A 16,869-nucleotide genomic window follows, 5' to 3' on the forward strand; every position below is an offset into this window, starting at 1 on the left:
CTCCTCGTTATGTACCTAATGGAAAAAAGGCAGCCGTCGCGTGTTCGGCTGCTGTTCGTACTTCTCTAGTATAACACAGGAAATTCATAGAAATACAGGACTTCTTAGGCGAGCCACTCAGGTTGAAACTGAATTTTTTGTCCGGGTGCGTATTGCTGCTTCAGGTAGTCTTGCGGATCAGGACTAATCAGCCTGACGATTTTTCCTTCAAACGGTCCGGTTTGCTCAATGAGCATCGTGGCATGCCCCATCGTTATCTCTTTCAGCTCTTGCTTCTCCACTTGCTCCATGTTCTCAAAAACTGTTTCCATCGGAATGATGGAGTATAAGATCATTGGAGTACACTCTCCTCGCCTTTTTGCGCTTTGATCAGTTCGTTCAGTTTTTTCAGCGCGCTACCAAGACCGCCAACTTCATCAATCAATCCATATTTCACCGCATCTACGCCAATCACATTGGTTCCAATATCTCGTGTCAATTCACCTGTTCGGGTCATTAGCTCACGGAACTTTTCTTCTGAAACTTTGGAGTGACGGGCAATAAAACTTACTACACGATCCTGCATTTTGTCCAAGTACTCAAACGTTTGGGGCACACCAATTACAAGACCAGTCAAACGGATCGGGTGAATCGTCATCGTGGCTGTTTCTGCAATAAACGAGTACGAACCAGCAACGGCAATTGGCACACCAATGCTATGGCCACCGCCGAGTACAAGTGTGACTACCGGTTTGGACAGGGACGCTACCATCTCCGCAATTGCCAAGCCCGCTTCTACGTCCCCGCCAACTGTGTTCAAAATAACGAGAACGCCCTCTATTTTATTGTTTTGTTCTGCCGCAACCAATTGAGGAATGAGGTGCTCATATTTGGTCGTCTTATTTTGTGGGGGCAACTGAATATGCCCTTCTACTTGTCCGATGATGGTCATACAATAAATATTGCTTTCGAGTTGTGGGACGTTTGTCTGACCCAGTTGCGTAATCGAATCGAGCAGTTTTTTCTTCGGATCTTCTTGCCCAGGTGCTTCTGATGGCGGCGAGGCAGCAGGCTCCTGATCATCAGTTGGTGATTGTGGCTGGGATTCCTTACTCGTTACCGCTGTGCTTGCAAACGGCGGCTTATTTAAAAAATCGCTAAATTGTTGATTCGACATGGATGATCCTCCCTCACTTTCCTCTGTAGTATGGATAAGGGGAGGAAAAATCATGCGCCCACAAAGGCAAAAAAAGCCAGAAACCCTTTTTCCAAAGGATTTCCAGCTCTTTATCGTGATCCTACACTTCCATGATAATCGGCAAGATCATCGGACGTCTGCGCGTTTGCTCGTACAGATAACGGCCTAATGACTCTTTTACGTTATTTTTCAGTGAAGACCATTCATTCACATTTTCTTCCATGCATTTGACAAGTGTTTGGGTCACTATGCGATTTGCCTCATCCAGCAGCTCTTCGGATTCACGCACGTAGACGAAACCGCGAGAAATGATGTCTGGACCTGACAAAATCGTGCCATTTTGTTTGCTGAGTGTAACGACAACTACCAGTATGCCATCTTGTGACAGTAATTTGCGATCTCTAAGGACGATGTTTCCTACATCACCAACACCCAAGCCGTCAATCAAAACGTTGCCAGCATGGACTTTTCCACCGTAACGGGCCTTGCCCCCTGAGAATTCAACTGTATCGCCGTTATCCAGCAAGAACGTGTTTTCTTCAGGAATGCCAACCTGGTCAGCAAGTAAGGCATGTGTTTTCAGCATGCGATATTCACCGTGAACGGGAATAAAGTACTTCGGCTTCATTAGGTTAAGCATCAGGCGCAATTCCTCTTGGCTACCATGACCGGAGACGTGGACGGTTCCGTTAGGTCCATGGCCGCCATAGATGACATCTGCACCAATGCGCGATAATTGATCGATCGTACGAGCCACATATTTTTCATTCCCTGGAATGGGAGTGGCTGCAATGATAACGGTATCCCCTGGAAGGATGTCAATTTTCCGATGGGCGGATCGGGCCATCCGAGTGAGCGCGGACATAGGCTCTCCTTGGCTTCCAGTTGATAAAATAACGACTTGTTCAGCAGGCAATTTGTTGATTTCATCGATCTCAACAATCAAACCCTCTGGGACCAATAAGTACCCTAAGTCTCTGCTGATATTAATAACATTTTGCATGCTCCGGCCGACAACCGTCAATTTACGGTTGAACTGTGCTGCAGCGTCCACCACTTGTTGAATGCGGTGAACATTTGATGCAAACGTAGAAACAACAATACGTCCAGATGCTTTGCTGAACACATCCATGAGTGCTTTTCCCACTGAGCGTTCCGATCCGGTAAATCCAGGCCGTTCTGCATTCGTACTGTCAGAGAGCAAGCACAAAACGCCTCTGTCACCGATCATCGCCATTTTTGCCAGATCAGCTACCTGATTGTTAACAGGTGTTTGATCGAACTTGAAGTCTCCTGTATGAACGATGTAACCTTCCGGCGTATCCAAGCATACCCCTACGCAATCCGGGATGCTGTGGTTTACACGGAAAAAGGTCGCCTTCATCTTTCCGAGAACGACTTCCGAGTCGCTGTTGATCAATACGCGTTTTGTTTCGTTTAGGATGCCCGCTTCTTTTAACTTTGCATCAATTAAACCAAGGGTAAGTTTTGTCGCATAAACCGGGACTTTCAAATGCTTCAGCACATAGCTGAGGCCGCCGATGTGGTCTTCATGTCCATGCGTAATAATAATACCCCGAACCTTGTCGCGATGTTCCTCCAAGTAGGTGATATCCGGAATAACCATATCAATCCCCAGCATTTCCTCTTCTGGGAACTTCAATCCGGCATCAATCACCACGATGTCGTCACCGCTTTGTACCACGTACATATTCTTCCCAATTTCGCCGACTCCGCCCAGGGCGAAAACGAGAACAGAGTGATTCGACTTTGCCAAAACGTGTAACCTCCTATATTTAGTTGTCATGTCCACTCAAAAAAACCGCCCCAAATCACTTGTTCTTATTATACCCGAAGTGAAATCATGAACACAAGGAAAAAGAGCCATCCCCGGAAGGAATGGCTCTTGAACTTCTATGGAGTTAAACAAGCAGAGAATGCACAAAATCTTTTTCCTGTTCGTTCAGCTCAACTAAAGGCAGCCGAACACCTCCAACTTGAACGCCGAGCTTTTCTAAAGCGACCTTGGTCGGTCCAGGGCTCGGGTACGCAAAGAGGCCTTCAAAAATCGGCAACAGCTTGCGATGGAGTCTTGCTGCCTCTGTATAGTTACCGGCAAAATAAGCGTCCATCATATCTGTCATTGGGCGGCCGACTACGTGACTCGCCACACTGACAATGCCCACTCCCCCGATTGACAAGATCGGCAAAGTTAAGCCATCATCGCCACTGTACAGCTCAAAGCCTTCCGGGGCATGCTCAATAATTTGCGCCATTTGCGACAAATTCCCGGAGGCTTCCTTGATGCATACCACATTAGGCAGCTCTGCCAAACGTAGTGTCGTTTCGGCAGTCATATTGACCACGGATCTTCCCGGCACATTATATAGCATCACGGGCAACTCCGTCGCTTCCGATAATGTCTTGAAGTGTGCGTAAAGCCCTTCCTGCGATGGCTTGCTGTAATAAGGAGCAACGACCATGACAGCGTCTACGCCAATCGATTGTACAGCTTGGGTGAACTCAATACTTGAGGCTGTATCATTGCTGCCTGTTCCTGCAATGATGTGGCATCTTCCTTTTGCGTAGGAAACCACATGGCGGAAAAGATCGAGTTTCTCCGTACGGGATAAAGTCGGTGATTCACCCGTGGTACCACTCAATACGATTCCAGTTGTTCCATTTGCAATCAAATGGTCAATCAGTCGCTCTGTTTTATCGTAATCGACCTGTAGCTGCTCATTAAAAGGCGTTACCATTGCGGTAACCAGTCGACCAAAACGTGCCACTACCTCTCCAACTCCTCTTTATCGTGATCAGTAGGTATTTAAAGTCAGGATATGCTCTTACTTATGTTGAACATGCAGGTTGAACTGCTGATGAAGTGCGCGAACCGCCTTCACCATATCCATTTCATGCACGAGTACCCAGATGGTTGTATGAGAGTCTGCCGATTGAAGAATTTGAATATCTTCTTGTGTAAGTGCCTCCACGATTCTTGCCATCACGCCGGGCACGCCCGTCATCCCTGCACCTATCACGGACACTTTCGCGCAATGCGGCAAAAGCTGCGGCTCGTATCCCATTTCCGTTAACAAACGAGCAGCTTTTTCTCCCATTTCATCATGGACCGTGTAAGCGACACCCATTGGGTTCACATTGATGAAATCTACACTGATGTTATTGGTTGCCATCGTTTTGAAGACTTGCAGCTGTGTATCGTAAGACCCTTCTTTGTTCGCGACCTTAATTTGAGTAATGTTCGGTACATGAGCAATTCCCATAACGACTCTGTCGTTTACTGTGTAGCCCATTTTCCCAATCTCCAGCATAGTCGTAACAAGTGTACCGGGGTCGTCCGAAAACGTAGAGCGAACACGAATCGGCACGTTTGCGTGCATCGCGATCTCCACCGCTCTAGGATGAATAACTTTTGCACCCAGGTGAGCCATGTTGCAAATTTCCGTGTAGGTCACCATACCGAGCCGCTGCGCTTCCTCAACGATCCGCGGGTCTGCGGTCATGATGCCTTCCACGTCGGTGAAAATATCCACCGTTTCAGCCTTCAAGGCGACACCGAGAGCGGTTGCAGTCGTATCGCTTCCGCCCCGTCCCAGTGTCGTAATTTCCCACTCGGCTGTACGTCCCTGAAATCCTGGGACGATCACAACTTGACTTTCCTGCAAGTCCTGCAAAATGCGAGCTGGATCGATCGACATAATTTGTGCATTCGTAAAGTCGTCGCTCGTCACTATATTTGCCTGACCGCCTGTCAAAATTGTTGCTTTTATTCCCCGTGCATTTAGCATGCTGCACATGACTGTAGCAGAGATGATTTCTCCGGTATGCATCAGCATATCCATTTCTCTACTCGGCAGTTGGTTCCCATTCGCACGAACCAACTGCAAAAGTGTATCGGTCGCATATGGATCGCCCTTGCGCCCCATCGCCGATACGACAACGACGAGGGCATAACCCTCATCAATTGCTTTTTCCATATGGTAGATTGCCCGCATCCGGCAATCCTCCGTCGTCAAGGAAGAACCACCGAACTTCTGGACGAGAATCTTCACTAACCTCTCCCCTATACTCTTGCTTTTATGAGTTCTTCAGCGATTTGTACTGTATTCCATGCTGCACCCTTGAGAAGATTGTCAGAAACGATCCACATATGCAGTCCACGAGGATGATGGAGATCACGACGCACCCGGCCCACGAATACTTCCAGTTTGCCTGTTGCATCAGTAGCGAGTGGATACTGCTGTTCCTCCGGCGCATCTACTAACGCGATACCCGGAGCGTCTTTCAGCAGGGCCTTTACTTCTGCCAGATCGTAATCCTGTTTCAGCTCTACATATACCGACTCGCTGTGGCCGTAGACCACTGGAATACGTACGCAAGTAGCTGAAACAAGTACAGTGTCATCACCGAAGATTTTTTTGGTTTCATTAACCATTTTCATTTCTTCATAAGTAAAACCATTGTCGGTGAACACATCAATCTGCGGAATCGCGTTGTACGCAATCTGATGATGTACAGGCAATTTGCCTACGGGAAGTACGTTACACTGCGGTTCTTTACCATCCAAAATGTCTCGACTCTGGTCGAGCAATTCATTGATCGCAGATTGACCTGCACCAGATACTGCCTGGTAAGTAGAAACGATAATTCTGTCTATACCAAAACGATCATACAGGGGTTTTAGAGCGGCAACCATCTGAATCGTAGAGCAATTCGGATTCGCAATGATTCCATTATGAGCGAGCGCAGCATCCATGTTTACTTCTGGCACAACGAGAGGAACATCTGGGTCCATCCGGAATGCGCTGGTATTGTCAATGACAACTGCACCATGACGCACTGCGTGATGAGCCAGTTCCTTGCTGACCGATCCACCAGCACTAAACAGGGCAAAATCAACCCCTGCAAAACTGTCTGGAGTCGCCTCTTCCAGTACAATTTCTTGCCCCTTGAAGGTGACTGTTTTTCCTGCAGAACGTCCAGAAGCAAGCAGCTTAAGCTGTTTGATTGGGAAGTTGCGCTTTTCTAATAGTTGAATCATCTGCTGTCCGACTGCACCAGTCGCACCGACTACAGCAACATTGAAAGTCAGTTGGTTTGCCATCTCTTACTCTCCTCCTAATCGCGAAAAAGCAGGTTTATTGGTTTTTCTGTAGTCTTATTAGTAGTTAAATCTCTCGATGAGCAAGGGTTGCAATTGTCGACCTTCCAAAGCTGCTTCGCATGTTTCCAATAGGAGATCCATACGAGCTACAAGCGAATTCGGTTTTTTATCCGGGGCATCCTGCCCGAATGGCACGAAATACATATTCTTCGCAGCCAACAGCTTGGCAATATTGGCTGCATTTAATCCCAGACCATCATTGGTGGATATGGCAATCACAATAGGTCGCAAATTACGCATGGTCGCTTTCGCTGCCATCAGTACGGCACTATCCGTAATGGCATTCGCTAGTCGACTCGTCGTACTGCCTGTGCAAGGCGCAATCAGCATGACATCCAACAACTTGGAAGGTCCCAACGGCTCAGCCTGAGGAATCGTCGAAATAAGTTCCTCCCCTGTTAGTTCCTTGATTTGTTGCTGCCAGCTTTGCGAAGTACCGAAGCGTGTATCCGTGGTCATAATCGTATTCGATACAATCGGAACCACCCTTGCTCCAGCATCCACAAATCGCTTAATTTGCGGCATCGTTTCCTCAAACGTACAATGCGATCCAGACAAACCAAATCCAATGGTCTTTCCCTGAAGCTTACTCATGTTGCATCCCCTCCTGGCGCTTTCCTTTGATCCGCAATCAGACGAGACAATGTTTGGGCCAAAATTTGTCCAGCGGTTTTAGGTGCAACGATTCCAGGTAAGCCGGGAGCAAGAAGAGCTTTGATCCCTCGTCTTTCAGCGTAACGAAAATCTGTTCCTCCTGGCTTGGAGGCAAGATCAAGAATAAACGCCGATTGAGGCATTTGAGCAATCACTTCTGCCGTGAGTAATAATTGCGGGATGGTATTAAAAATGAAATCAGCATTCGTAACCTGTTGCCTTACTTCGCTTATATGGAAGGGAGTCAATCCCATCTCATAAATGCGTGCCAAGTGTTCTTGACGTCTGGCCCCAACTCTTACGCGGGCCCCTAACGCATGCAATGCTCGAGCCATGGACAAACCTGTTCGGCCCAATCCCAAAACAATTGACTGTGATCCATGAATCGTAATATCCGTATGCTGAATCGCCATCATTAACGCTCCCTCTACAGTAGGGATAGAGTTATAGATAGCTACGTCATCACGATCCAAGAGCTCCACGAGAGGAAGCCTTGTGGAAGCCAATAGTTTTTTCAGATAAGACTTTGCCATTCCCGTGTAAACCACGCAATGACTCGGCAGACTTGCCACATGTTCATCTAGCAACTGCAGTTGTTTGGAGCAGAAAATACTTTCCACGTATCCTTGATCATCGGTCCCTACGATGGGTAGGATGAGGGCGTCCACGTCTTTCAACACATCGCATGTTAATGGTTTCTTCGTTGCCCCTGTAAAATTACTTTCCAGGTTGTCGAAGCCAACTAACGTGACGCTAGCATCCAGTTGTATGCATCGCTTAATGACTTCCAACTGGCGAGCGTCTCCGCCGATGAAGGCAACATGTATGCCCGTTAGCATGCTGCGTTCCCCTTTCCACACATTTTACTGCATTAAATGATCGGAACGCAAAGGTTTTCCTTTTGGAAAAGTTGACGGAAATCCATGCGGTCTACCCCCATCCTATTCCGCTCCTGCTACTTCGGTGACAGTAGCGCCTACTTTTGAGAGGCTTGTGCTTCAGGCGCTTTAAGCTGGATGATGACCATATCTGGCCCAATTTTTACGATGGAGCTCCACGGGATCACGAGGTCCTCTCGTTTCTTTCCGAACCCAAAGAAACTACCTCCTGGCAAGATGATGGATTGAATCGTACCGTTTTCGGGATGGATGACTAAATCGGAATCACTGATAACCCCCATTTTCTCTCCGTTGTCCAGTCCGATAATCTCCTTCCCACCCAACTCGCTCAAGCGCATGGAGAAGCCCCCTTTGTCCTTTCATTTACTGTTGATATACGCAAAAAAATCCGGGCTATGCCGGATTTTTCCCTACAACAGAATATCGTTCTTCACATTTTCAGGGAAGCCATCGAGTGGACTCACCATCGCCATAGACATCTTGGAACGGAACAGCTGCTGCGCCACAGCCAGAACAGATTCATGGGAAACGCGGTCAATTTTGGCGATGATCTCATCTAGACTAAGGTGACGGCCCAGTAAGAGTTCATTTTTGCCAAGGCGACTCATACGGCTATTCGTGCTTTCCAAGCTGAGCATCAGGCTGCCTTTCAGCTGCTCTTTTCCTTTGTTCAGCTCTTTGTCCGTAATTCCATGATCAGCGACATCGCGCAGGACGCGCGAGACAATGTCAAATACCTGTCCTACTTGCTCTGGTGCCGTTCCTGTATACACGTGGAACGTACCCGCTTCTTTATAGGAAGAGTGATAAGAATAAACAGAGTATGCCAATCCGCGTTCTTCTCGAATTTCTTGGAAGAGACGCGAGCTCATGCTACCACCCAGCACATTGTTCAGCAAAATCAAGGAGTATACTTCAGGATGTCCTACCTTAAACCCGGGTAAAGACAGGCACAAATGCGCTTGCTCTGTTGCCTTATGATGCGCGATCACATTTCCAGCAAAATCTGGGGTAGACAAGGTCGGCATAATGCCTGAACGCGAGAAAGCTTGAAAGCGCTTTTGGATATCTTCAATCAAACTGTCTTCAAAATTACCCGCTACCGTAATCACCGTATTCGTTGGCAGATAGTGCTGATCAATATAAGCGAGCAAATCGTCACGCTTCAAGCTGCGCAGGACATCTTCCGTACCTAAAATCGAATAGCCTAGCGGGTGTGAGCTGTATGAAGCGCGTGCAATCAAATCATGCACCAAATCATCTGGCGTGTCTTCATACATGCTAATCTCTTCAATGACGACGTTCTTTTCCTTTTCCAACTCATCTGCATCAAATACCGAGTTGAAATACATATCGGAAAGAACATCGAGAGCAATAGGAGCATGTTGGTCGAGCACCCTTGCGTAATAGCAGGTATACTCCTTCGAAGTAAAGGCGTTCACGTTCCCGCCAATCTCATCAAAGGTTTCCGCAATTTCCTTTGCAGAACGAGTTTTTGTACCTTTAAAAAACATATGCTCGAGAAAATGGGAGATCCCGTTGTTTTTCTCATTTTCATATTTCGAACCAGTCCCTACCCAGATGCCTAAGGCAACGGAGCGAACGGACGGAATCCGTTCCGTCACGATTCGAAGACCGTTATCACACGTATGACGTTGTATCACGTAAATCCTCCTCGGTTGTTCATCTGTCTCTACCCGAAACCTCGGGGAATTTCTTGTAAACACGTCTAACTATAGCAAACTTCCTTTGTCTCCACAATAAATGAACATGTAATTACGGTGACGGGAGTCTACGACTCGATATAACCTCCGAAACAGTCGTCGGCTGTAGCCCCTTCTTTTTGGCGATCGTCAGAAGTTGATCTAAACTCGCCTCGGAGGTAGACGTAGGGTGCATGAGCACGAGGACACCGTTCTCCATTTTTCGGCTTATTTTATTGATCACATAAGCAGGCGATGGTTTCTGCCAGTCAATTGTATCTGCCGTCCATAGAATCGTCTTCATTTGAAAAGACGAGTCCGCGATTTGTACAACGCGTTGGTTAAAAGCACCAGATGGCGGAGCAAAAAGGGTAGGCTTCACTTCCAGCGTTTTAAAAATAACATCTTGCGTACGACTTATCTCTTGATGAATCCTCTGTGTTCCCAGTGTGTTCATATCGGGATGGGAATACGCATGATTACCAATCTCATGGCCACGTGCCATGATCTTTTTTGCTTCTTCGGGGTAACGTTTTACCCAAGAGCCATCCAGAAAGAACGTTGTCTTTACCTTATGTTTATCGAGTGTATTGAGCATCGAGTCGAGATACTCATTTCCCCAAGCCACGTTGATCATGAAAGAAATCGCTGGTTTATTTGGATTTCCTCGATAGATGGGTTGTGCTCCCAATTGCTCAAGCGAAATCGCTGGGGGTACTTCCTTGTATACGAGCAAATCCGGGCTGGACACACCCGCAGCCAGCATTTTATTGAGCGATTCTTCTACATCGACTACACGTCCATTATAGCCGGGAATCGCCTTCCACGTCTGATCAACGACGGCATCGATCGGCTCTTCCTCTCGGCCCTCTCGCCACTTTTCAATCTGCGCCCGTAAACGCGCTTTTTCATTTTCGTTTCGATCCCCAGTCACTACGTGGACATTTTTGATCGTGCTAATGTAATGATGAATAGGCTGATAATTCAAGAGAACAATCAGCGCTGCTCCATATATAAATATGAACAAAAGTCTCCTGGTCCTATTCGTCATTAGGGCGTCGCCCTCCTCTATCGATCGTACGAGTCTCTCTTGTCCAATGTATGAGAGGATGGGACGACTTAGACATACGAAACGGGAGCATTCTGGCATAGAAAAGAAAAAAGCTTCCGTACACGAATTTCTTCGAGTGACGAAGCCTTTTGTTTTTCTTTATTCTGCTTTTGTTGGTGTTTCAGCAGCTTGTTCCGCAGCAGCTTGTTCTTTCAAAACTGCTTTGCGAGAGAGATTCACACGACCTTGGTCGTCGATCTCGGTCACTTTCACTTGTACTTTATCACCAACTGCGACAACATCTTCTGTTTTGGCTACACGCTCTTCAGCCAGTTGAGAGATGTGGCACAAGCCCTCTTTACCTGCGAACAACTCGATGAACGCACCGTACTTCTCTACGCGTTTTACTGTTCCCAGGTACACCTGACCAACAGCTACTTCACGAACCAGATCTTCAATGATTTGTTTCGCGCGCAGATTCGCTTCGTGGTTGATGGATGCGATGAAGACACGTCCATCTTGTTCGATGTCGATTTTTACGCCGGTTTCTTCGATAATCTTATTAATGACACGACCTTGTGGACCGATTACATCGCGAATTTTCTCCGGATTGATCGTCATGGTCATGATTTTTGGTGCATAAGGAGACAGTTCTTTACGTGGTTCGGAAATCGTGCTCATCATATGGTTCAGAATGTGCAAACGACCTACACGCGCTTGTTCCAAGGCCAACTCTAAAATCTCACGGTTGATACCGGAAATTTTGATGTCCATTTGGATAGCTGTTACACCAGCCTCTGTACCCGCTACTTTGAAATCCATATCTCCCAAATGATCTTCCATACCTTGAATATCAGTCAGGATCGAGAAAGATTTCTCATCTTTGCTCATGATCAAGCCCATCGCAATACCTGCTACCGGTGCTTTGATCGGTACACCTGCATCCATCAAGGCGAGTACGCTCGCGCAAATCGACGCTTGGGATGTGGAACCGTTGGATTCAATTACTTCTGATACGAGACGAATGGTGTATGGGAACTCAACCTCAGATGGAATGATCGGCTCGATTGCACGCTCACCCAACGCACCGTGTCCGATTTCACGACGACCCGGAGGACGCAACGGACGTGCTTCACCCACGCTATACGGCGGGAAGTTGTAGTGGTGCATAAAGCGCTTCGATTCTTCCAGACCGAGTCCATCGAGAATTTGAACATCTCCCAGCGCGCCCAATGTACAAACGCTCAGTGCTTGCGTCTGACCGCGGGTAAACATTGCAGAGCCATGTGTACGGGAAAGAATGGTTGTCTCACTGGACAGCGGACGGATTTCGTTCAGAGCTCGTCCATCAGGGCGAACTTTCTCGTCAGTAATCAGACGGCGAACCTCGTCCTTGACAATATTGCCAAGTACTTCGCTAATCATCTTTTCCTGCTCTGGATATGCCTCAGCATCCTTGGCTGCAAAATGCTCTTTGGTTTCTGCCTTGATATCGTCAATGGCATCGTAGCGTGCTTGTTTTTCCTCGATGCGAACAGCTTCTTTCAAGCGAGCTTCCGCATATGCACGTACAGCTTGATCGATTTCAGGATCAACCTCATGCAAGATGACTTCCATCTTTTGCTTGCCAATTTCGGACACGATCATGTTCTGGAATTCTACCAGTTGCTTAATCACGTCATGACCAGCCATGATCGCTTCGAGCATGATTGCTTCCGGTACTTGGTTCGCAGCTGCTTCCACCATGTTAATCGCTTTATGCGTACCTGCGACAGTCAGGTGAATATCGCTTTTCTCTGCTTGAGCTACTGTAGGGTTAATGACGAACTCTCCGTCAATTCGTCCTACGATTACTCCTGCAATCGGGCCTTCAAAAGGAATCTCCGAGACGCATAGCGCTGCGGAAGTACCGATCATCGCAGCGATTTCAGGTGAGCAGTCTTGATCCACAGACAGAACAGTATTTACGATTTGTACATCGTTACGGAATCCTTCTGCAAAAAGAGGGCGGACAGGGCGGTCAATCAAGCGGCTGGCCAAAATCGCCTTTTCGCTTGGGCGTCCTTCTCTTTTAATAAAGCCGCCAGGAATTTTCCCAACCGCGTAGAGACGCTCCTCATAGTTGACAGTCAATGGAAAGAAATCAAGTGGTTTTGGTTCCTTCGAGACTGTAACTGCGGACAGGATTGCTGTATCGCCGTAACGAACCAAGACCGAACCATGCGCCTGTTTAGCCATTTTGCCAAATTCCAGGGTCAGTTTTCGGCCTGCCAGTTCGAAGTCATATGTACGGTATTGTTGCTCCATGATGCTAGCAGTCCTCCTTCACAACAATGTGCGTTTACACACTTTGTTTTCTACCTATATGTATTATTTCCTGCCAAGATAAAAATTAAATGGTTACCTTTGGCAGTCTTTCTAGATAATAAAAAAAGCTTCTTTTGAAGCTAATTGAAACTAACAGATACGGCACAAGCCTTTTACTCGTTTCGGATGGGCTTAGCGTATTTCTACGCTAAGCCCTCCTACACGATAGAAAAAGCGGGTAGAACCCGCTTTTTACAAGACGCTGATTAGCGGCGCAGACCCAGGCGGTCTACAACCGAACGATAGCGTTGAACATCTGCTTCACGCAGGTATGTCAACAGGTTACGACGTTGACCAACCATTTTCAAGAGACCACGACGGCTGTGGTGATCTTTCTTGTGCGTACGCAAGTGTCCGTTCAGATTGTTAATGTTTTCGGTCAAGATAGCGATTTGCACTTCCGGTGAACCGGTGTCGTTCTCATGAGTACGGAACTCTTGAATCAGTTGAGTTTTACGTTCTTGAGTCAATGCCATCATGACTCACCTCCTCATTTTTTATACCGTTCGCCGAGTCTGCCGTCGGTGAGAATCGGACAGCCAAGCTACGGTTATCTGTACAACGTTTTGAATTATAGCATACCATTTTGTGAAAAGCAAAGAGAATCCTTTACGAGATTCCCTCCGCGAATTTTTGCTTCGCCGTTTGAACATCTCGTCCTATTTGCGCGATGAGTGCATCGACTCCAGCAAATTTCTGTTCCTCTCGGATGTAGAACAAGAACTCTACCTCTACTTCTTTGTCATAGATTTCACCAGAGAACTCAAAAATGTGCACTTCTAGTGACTTTTCTTTTTTCTCCAGTTCGAATGTTGGCTTGATCCCAACGTTCATGACACCATAGTAGCTCTGTTCATCCACGGTAAAGCGAACGCCGTAGACCCCATTCTTTCCGATCAAGTACGGCTGATTCACTTGAACGTTCGCTGTAGGAAAGCCAATGGTTCGACCGCGTTTGTCACCATGCACGACTGTTCCGCGCACTTTGTAGGAGCGACCTAGCAAATGACGAACCTGCTCGACATCCCCATGATGGAGGTATTCACGGATGATTGTACTGCTCACTTTTTCACCCAAGCGATTTACCGGACCCACGATGTCGAGCCCGTAGCGACCTTTGCTCATTTCATGCAAGGTATGGGCAGTCCCCATCCCGCGATAACCAAAGGTGTAGTCGAAACCAACGACAATATGGCGGCATTCCAATGGAAGAAGGCACTCTGTGATGAAATCTTCTGGATAAATTGCCGCAAAGCTAATATCGAACTTCATCACATATGTAGTGTCTACGCCCATCTTTTCGAACTGCTCGAGCTTGTCTGCAAGTGGTGTCAAATAGCGGGTATAACCGCTTTGCCCCAATACTTCTCGTGGATGCGGATCAAAGGTCACTACCGTACTTTGCCATCCGTTTGCTTTCGCTGTATCAATCGCCTTTTGGATTACACGGCGATGCCCAATATGTACACCATCAAAGTACCCCAGTGCAATCGCACAAGGATTCGCTTGCAGGTCAGACGGAAACGGGTATGTTAGGTAGATCGTTTTCACGGATTACACCTCGGCTGGAAAGACTTTTTCTGGTTTGGCGAAAAGTCCTTTGTCTCCGCGGCATACACGATGAATGCCAAGTAAATCTTCCCCCGCAAACAAGCAAATCAAACTTCCTTCCTCCGCAGTGACGCCCGGAAGTGCAGTCGCAAGTCCATTACGTACTGCTTTGATCCGTTCTGGCTTGACCTGAAACGATGGTAAGAATGAGATTGCCTGGGGGATGGAGACCAAGTGACGGGAAATATCTTCCCCGCTTGCTGCCTGTTCCTCGATTTGCTGGAGGGGGATTGCCTCTTGCTCCTGGAACGGGCCACTTTTAATTCGCCGCAACAGCTTCATATGGGCAGGATAACCCAGAGCGCGTCCGAGGTCAACACATAAGGTGCGCATGTATGTGCCTTTGGAACATGTGCACGTAAATGCCACATCGACAGTGTCCCCATCCACGCTAATCTTATGAAGCGTCAGCTCATAGAGCGTCACTTTCCGTGCCTGCCGTTCGATCACCGTGCCTTCACGAGCCAGGTCGTACAGCCGCTTGCCGTTTACCTTTACCGCAGAGAACATCGGAGGTACCTGCTCCATTTCACCCAAAAAGGATTCGAACAGCGCTTGAATACGCTCCGTCGTAATCGATGCTGCATCTACTCCAGCTTGCTCCACCACTTCTCCAGAAGCATCTTCCGTTGTGGTCGTAGAGCCTAGGCGCATGACTACATCATAACGCTTAGGCAGCTCTTGCAAATATTCAACCAGCCTGGTTGCGTGTCCCACACAAATGGGGAGTACACCTGTCACATCTGGATCAAGTGTACCCGTATGCCCCACTTTTTTCGTTCCATACAATCGACGAATACGCGCTACACAATCATGGGAAGTCATTCCAGCTGGCTTGTCGATAACCAGCACGCCGTTCACGTTACTCATCGAATTTCACTCCTACTGCATCGTCCAGCACAGTCCATACTTTTTTCTGTACTTCTAAAAGTGGTCCTTTGATCGTACATCCTGCTGCTTTTGCGTGTCCACCGCCACCGAGCTGCTTCGCAATGACAGCTACGTCAACCCGATCACGAGCGCGCATGCTCACCTTGACCACTCCTGGTTCCGCTTCCACAAAAGAAACGCCTACCTCGACTCCCTCAATGTTGCGGCAGTAATTCACCAATCCACCGGCATCTTCCCGCTCTGCACCCACTTCGGCAAAATCTGCGGCTGAAACAGTGATAGAGGCGACCAAATTTTGATGGGACAGTTGCAAGGTTTGCAGAGCGCGTCGCAGTACTTTCACATGGGCAAAAGTAATTTCCTCCAGACACCGTTCTGCTACGTCTCCTGGCTTCACACCGTAACCAAGTAATTGGGCAGCGATTTCCATGACGCGCGGTGATGTATTGGAATAGCGGAAACCACCTGTATCTGTCAGAAGGCCAGTATAGATGCATAGTGCAAGCTCTTCGTTGAAAGAAACCCCCGCTGCTTCTGCAACATCAAACAAAATTTCTGCTGTTGCGGCTGCATCCGGACGAATCAGATTGACCGTTCCAAAATGATCGTTGGTCGGGTGGTGATCGATATTCAGCAAAGCAGCGCCAGACGCAAATAAAGACCGTACATCGCCCATCCGCGACTCATCCGCGCAGTCTACAGCGATTACGGCCCCGAACGTCTCGTTCAGTGGTTGTTTGCGCAGGTTATAAAGACGGTCAAACCGCGGCAAGAAGTTAAACTTGATCGGTGTTTCCCCTTCGTTTACAACCACATACTCTTTTCCCAATTGCTCCAGCATGAGCACGACTCCCAAAGCAGATCCTGTAGCATCTCCGTCAGGACTTACATGAGAAAGAACCAGGAAGCGGTCGTGCTCCTGCATAAACCGCGCCGCTTCCTGTACTGCTACTTGATTAGGATTCATCCTGTTTCTCTCCCTCTGTGGAGATTTCCCGCAGGATTGATTCAATTTTGCTGCCGTAGTCAATGGACTCGTCCAGCTTGAATACAAAATCAGGAATGTGACGCAGCTTTACGCGTTTCCCGATCTCCGTACGCAAATAACCTTTTGCTTTTGTCAATCCAGCAAGAGAAGCTTTACGCTCTTCCTCACTGCCAAAAATGCTGACAAAAACCTTCGCCAATTGCAGGTCACTGCTTACCTCTACATCCGTTACTGTTACAAAACCGACACGAGGATCTTTGAGTCCACGCTGCAATACGAGGCTCAGCTCTTTTTTGATTTCTTCGCCTACGCGGCTAATCCGTGTTTTATTCATCGATTTTTC

At 47.7% G+C, this 16,869-nt stretch carries 17 protein-coding genes; all 17 read right to left on the reverse strand.

Going from position 1 to position 16,869, the window contains the following annotated elements; genetic code table 11:
• Nucleotides 1-104 precede the first annotated feature (104 nt).
• Nucleotides 105-335 (reverse strand): YlzJ-like family protein, encoded by a 231-nt coding sequence (locus HP570_RS02220; RefSeq protein WP_173624765.1) that lies wholly within the window; start codon nt 333-335, stop codon nt 105-107.
• A complete protein-coding gene (locus HP570_RS02225) occupies nt 332-1,156 on the reverse strand; it encodes a ClpP family protease (RefSeq protein WP_064202409.1) in 825 nt (274 codons plus the stop codon). The genes HP570_RS02220 and HP570_RS02225 overlap by 4 nt, the downstream gene beginning before the upstream one ends.
• 121 nt (nt 1,157-1,277) lie before the next feature.
• Nucleotides 1,278-2,954, reverse strand: coding sequence for a ribonuclease J (locus HP570_RS02230; protein WP_064202410.1), 1,677 nt, complete (start codon nt 2,952-2,954; stop codon nt 1,278-1,280).
• A 145-nt stretch (nt 2,955-3,099) separates the two neighbouring features.
• A complete protein-coding gene (gene dapA / locus HP570_RS02235) occupies nt 3,100-3,966 on the reverse strand; it encodes a 4-hydroxy-tetrahydrodipicolinate synthase (protein WP_173624766.1) in 867 nt (288 codons plus the stop codon).
• Nucleotides 3,967-4,023: 57 nt separating this feature from the next.
• Complete coding sequence (gene dapG / locus HP570_RS02240) at nt 4,024-5,250, reverse strand: aspartate kinase (RefSeq protein WP_015891700.1); 1,227 nt, start codon at nt 5,248-5,250, stop codon at nt 4,024-4,026.
• An 11-nt stretch (nt 5,251-5,261) separates the two neighbouring features.
• Complete coding sequence (locus HP570_RS02245; RefSeq protein ID WP_015891701.1) at nt 5,262-6,302, reverse strand: aspartate-semialdehyde dehydrogenase; 1,041 nt, start codon at nt 6,300-6,302, stop codon at nt 5,262-5,264.
• Nucleotides 6,303-6,359: 57 nt separating this feature from the next.
• Entirely contained in the window at nt 6,360-6,956 is a 597-nt protein-coding gene (locus HP570_RS02250) for a dipicolinate synthase subunit B (protein WP_007719213.1), read from the reverse strand.
• Nucleotides 6,953-7,855, reverse strand: coding sequence for a dipicolinate synthase subunit DpsA (gene dpsA / locus HP570_RS02255; protein ID WP_173624767.1), 903 nt, complete (start codon nt 7,853-7,855; stop codon nt 6,953-6,955). Before dpsA ends, HP570_RS02250 begins: the two co-directional genes overlap by 4 nt.
• 137 nt (nt 7,856-7,992) lie before the next feature.
• Nucleotides 7,993-8,253, reverse strand: coding sequence for a YlmC/YmxH family sporulation protein (locus HP570_RS02260; RefSeq protein ID WP_015891703.1), 261 nt, complete (start codon nt 8,251-8,253; stop codon nt 7,993-7,995).
• Between the two features lie 72 nt (nt 8,254-8,325).
• Nucleotides 8,326-9,579: a M16 family metallopeptidase gene (locus HP570_RS02265; RefSeq protein ID WP_173624768.1), complete on the reverse strand. Its 1,254-nt coding sequence runs from the start codon at nt 9,577-9,579 to the stop codon at nt 8,326-8,328.
• A gap of 112 nt (nt 9,580-9,691) precedes the next feature.
• Nucleotides 9,692-10,669, reverse strand: coding sequence for a polysaccharide deacetylase family protein (locus HP570_RS02270; RefSeq protein WP_015891705.1), 978 nt, complete (start codon nt 10,667-10,669; stop codon nt 9,692-9,694).
• Between the two features lie 159 nt (nt 10,670-10,828).
• Nucleotides 10,829-12,976 carry a polyribonucleotide nucleotidyltransferase gene (pnp, locus tag HP570_RS02275; protein WP_015891706.1) on the reverse strand — a complete coding sequence of 716 codons (2,148 nt, stop codon included), beginning with the start codon at nt 12,974-12,976 and terminating at the stop codon, nt 10,829-10,831.
• A gap of 266 nt (nt 12,977-13,242) precedes the next feature.
• Complete coding sequence (gene rpsO / locus HP570_RS02280) at nt 13,243-13,512, reverse strand: 30S ribosomal protein S15 (RefSeq protein WP_015891708.1); 270 nt, start codon at nt 13,510-13,512, stop codon at nt 13,243-13,245.
• Nucleotides 13,513-13,645: 133 nt separating this feature from the next.
• Nucleotides 13,646-14,587, reverse strand: coding sequence for a bifunctional riboflavin kinase/FAD synthetase (locus HP570_RS02285; RefSeq protein WP_173624769.1), 942 nt, complete (start codon nt 14,585-14,587; stop codon nt 13,646-13,648).
• A gap of 3 nt (nt 14,588-14,590) precedes the next feature.
• Nucleotides 14,591-15,517 (reverse strand): tRNA pseudouridine(55) synthase TruB, encoded by a 927-nt coding sequence (gene truB, locus HP570_RS02290; RefSeq protein WP_087346763.1) that lies wholly within the window; start codon nt 15,515-15,517, stop codon nt 14,591-14,593.
• Nucleotides 15,510-16,505 carry a DHH family phosphoesterase gene (locus tag HP570_RS02295; protein ID WP_173624770.1) on the reverse strand — a complete coding sequence of 332 codons (996 nt, stop codon included), beginning with the start codon at nt 16,503-16,505 and terminating at the stop codon, nt 15,510-15,512. Before HP570_RS02295 ends, truB begins: the two co-directional genes overlap by 8 nt.
• The gene (gene rbfA, locus HP570_RS02300; protein WP_007719226.1) at nt 16,495-16,860 is read right to left on the reverse strand and encodes a 30S ribosome-binding factor RbfA; all 366 of its coding nucleotides are present in this window, start codon (nt 16,858-16,860) and stop codon (nt 16,495-16,497) included. The genes HP570_RS02295 and rbfA overlap by 11 nt, the downstream gene beginning before the upstream one ends.
• Nucleotides 16,861-16,869 lie beyond the last annotated feature (9 nt).

Source organism: Brevibacillus sp. RS1.1 (genome assembly GCF_013284365.1).
Lineage (GTDB): Bacteria > Bacillota > Bacilli > Brevibacillales > Brevibacillaceae > Brevibacillus > Brevibacillus brevis_D.

What these genes read in the sequence shown, in the direction of transcription:
- HP570_RS02220 (WP_173624765.1), bottom strand. Translation starts at nt 335, where the DNA reads ATGATCTTATACTCCATCATTCCGATGGAAACAGTTTTTGAGAACATG.
- HP570_RS02225 (WP_064202409.1), bottom strand. Translation starts at nt 1,156, where the DNA reads ATGTCGAATCAACAATTTAGCGATTTTTTAAATAAGCCGCCGTTTGCA.
- HP570_RS02245 (WP_015891701.1), bottom strand. Translation starts at nt 6,302, where the DNA reads ATGGCAAACCAACTGACTTTCAATGTTGCTGTAGTCGGTGCGACTGGT.
- HP570_RS02250 (WP_007719213.1), bottom strand. Translation starts at nt 6,956, where the DNA reads ATGAGTAAGCTTCAGGGAAAGACCATTGGATTTGGTTTGTCTGGATCG.
- dpsA (WP_173624767.1), bottom strand. Translation starts at nt 7,855, where the DNA reads ATGCTAACGGGCATACATGTTGCCTTCATCGGCGGAGACGCTCGCCAG.
- HP570_RS02260 (WP_015891703.1), bottom strand. Translation starts at nt 8,253, where the DNA reads ATGCGCTTGAGCGAGTTGGGTGGGAAGGAGATTATCGGACTGGACAAC.
- HP570_RS02270 (WP_015891705.1), bottom strand. Translation starts at nt 10,669, where the DNA reads ATGACGAATAGGACCAGGAGACTTTTGTTCATATTTATATATGGAGCA.
- pnp (WP_015891706.1), bottom strand. Translation starts at nt 12,976, where the DNA reads ATGGAGCAACAATACCGTACATATGACTTCGAACTGGCAGGCCGAAAA.
- rpsO (WP_015891708.1), bottom strand. Translation starts at nt 13,512, where the DNA reads ATGGCATTGACTCAAGAACGTAAAACTCAACTGATTCAAGAGTTCCGT.
- truB (WP_087346763.1), bottom strand. Translation starts at nt 15,517, where the DNA reads ATGAGTAACGTGAACGGCGTGCTGGTTATCGACAAGCCAGCTGGAATG.
- HP570_RS02295 (WP_173624770.1), bottom strand. Translation starts at nt 16,505, where the DNA reads ATGAATCCTAATCAAGTAGCAGTACAGGAAGCGGCGCGGTTTATGCAG.
- rbfA (WP_007719226.1), bottom strand. Translation starts at nt 16,860, where the DNA reads ATGAATAAAACACGGATTAGCCGCGTAGGCGAAGAAATCAAAAAAGAG.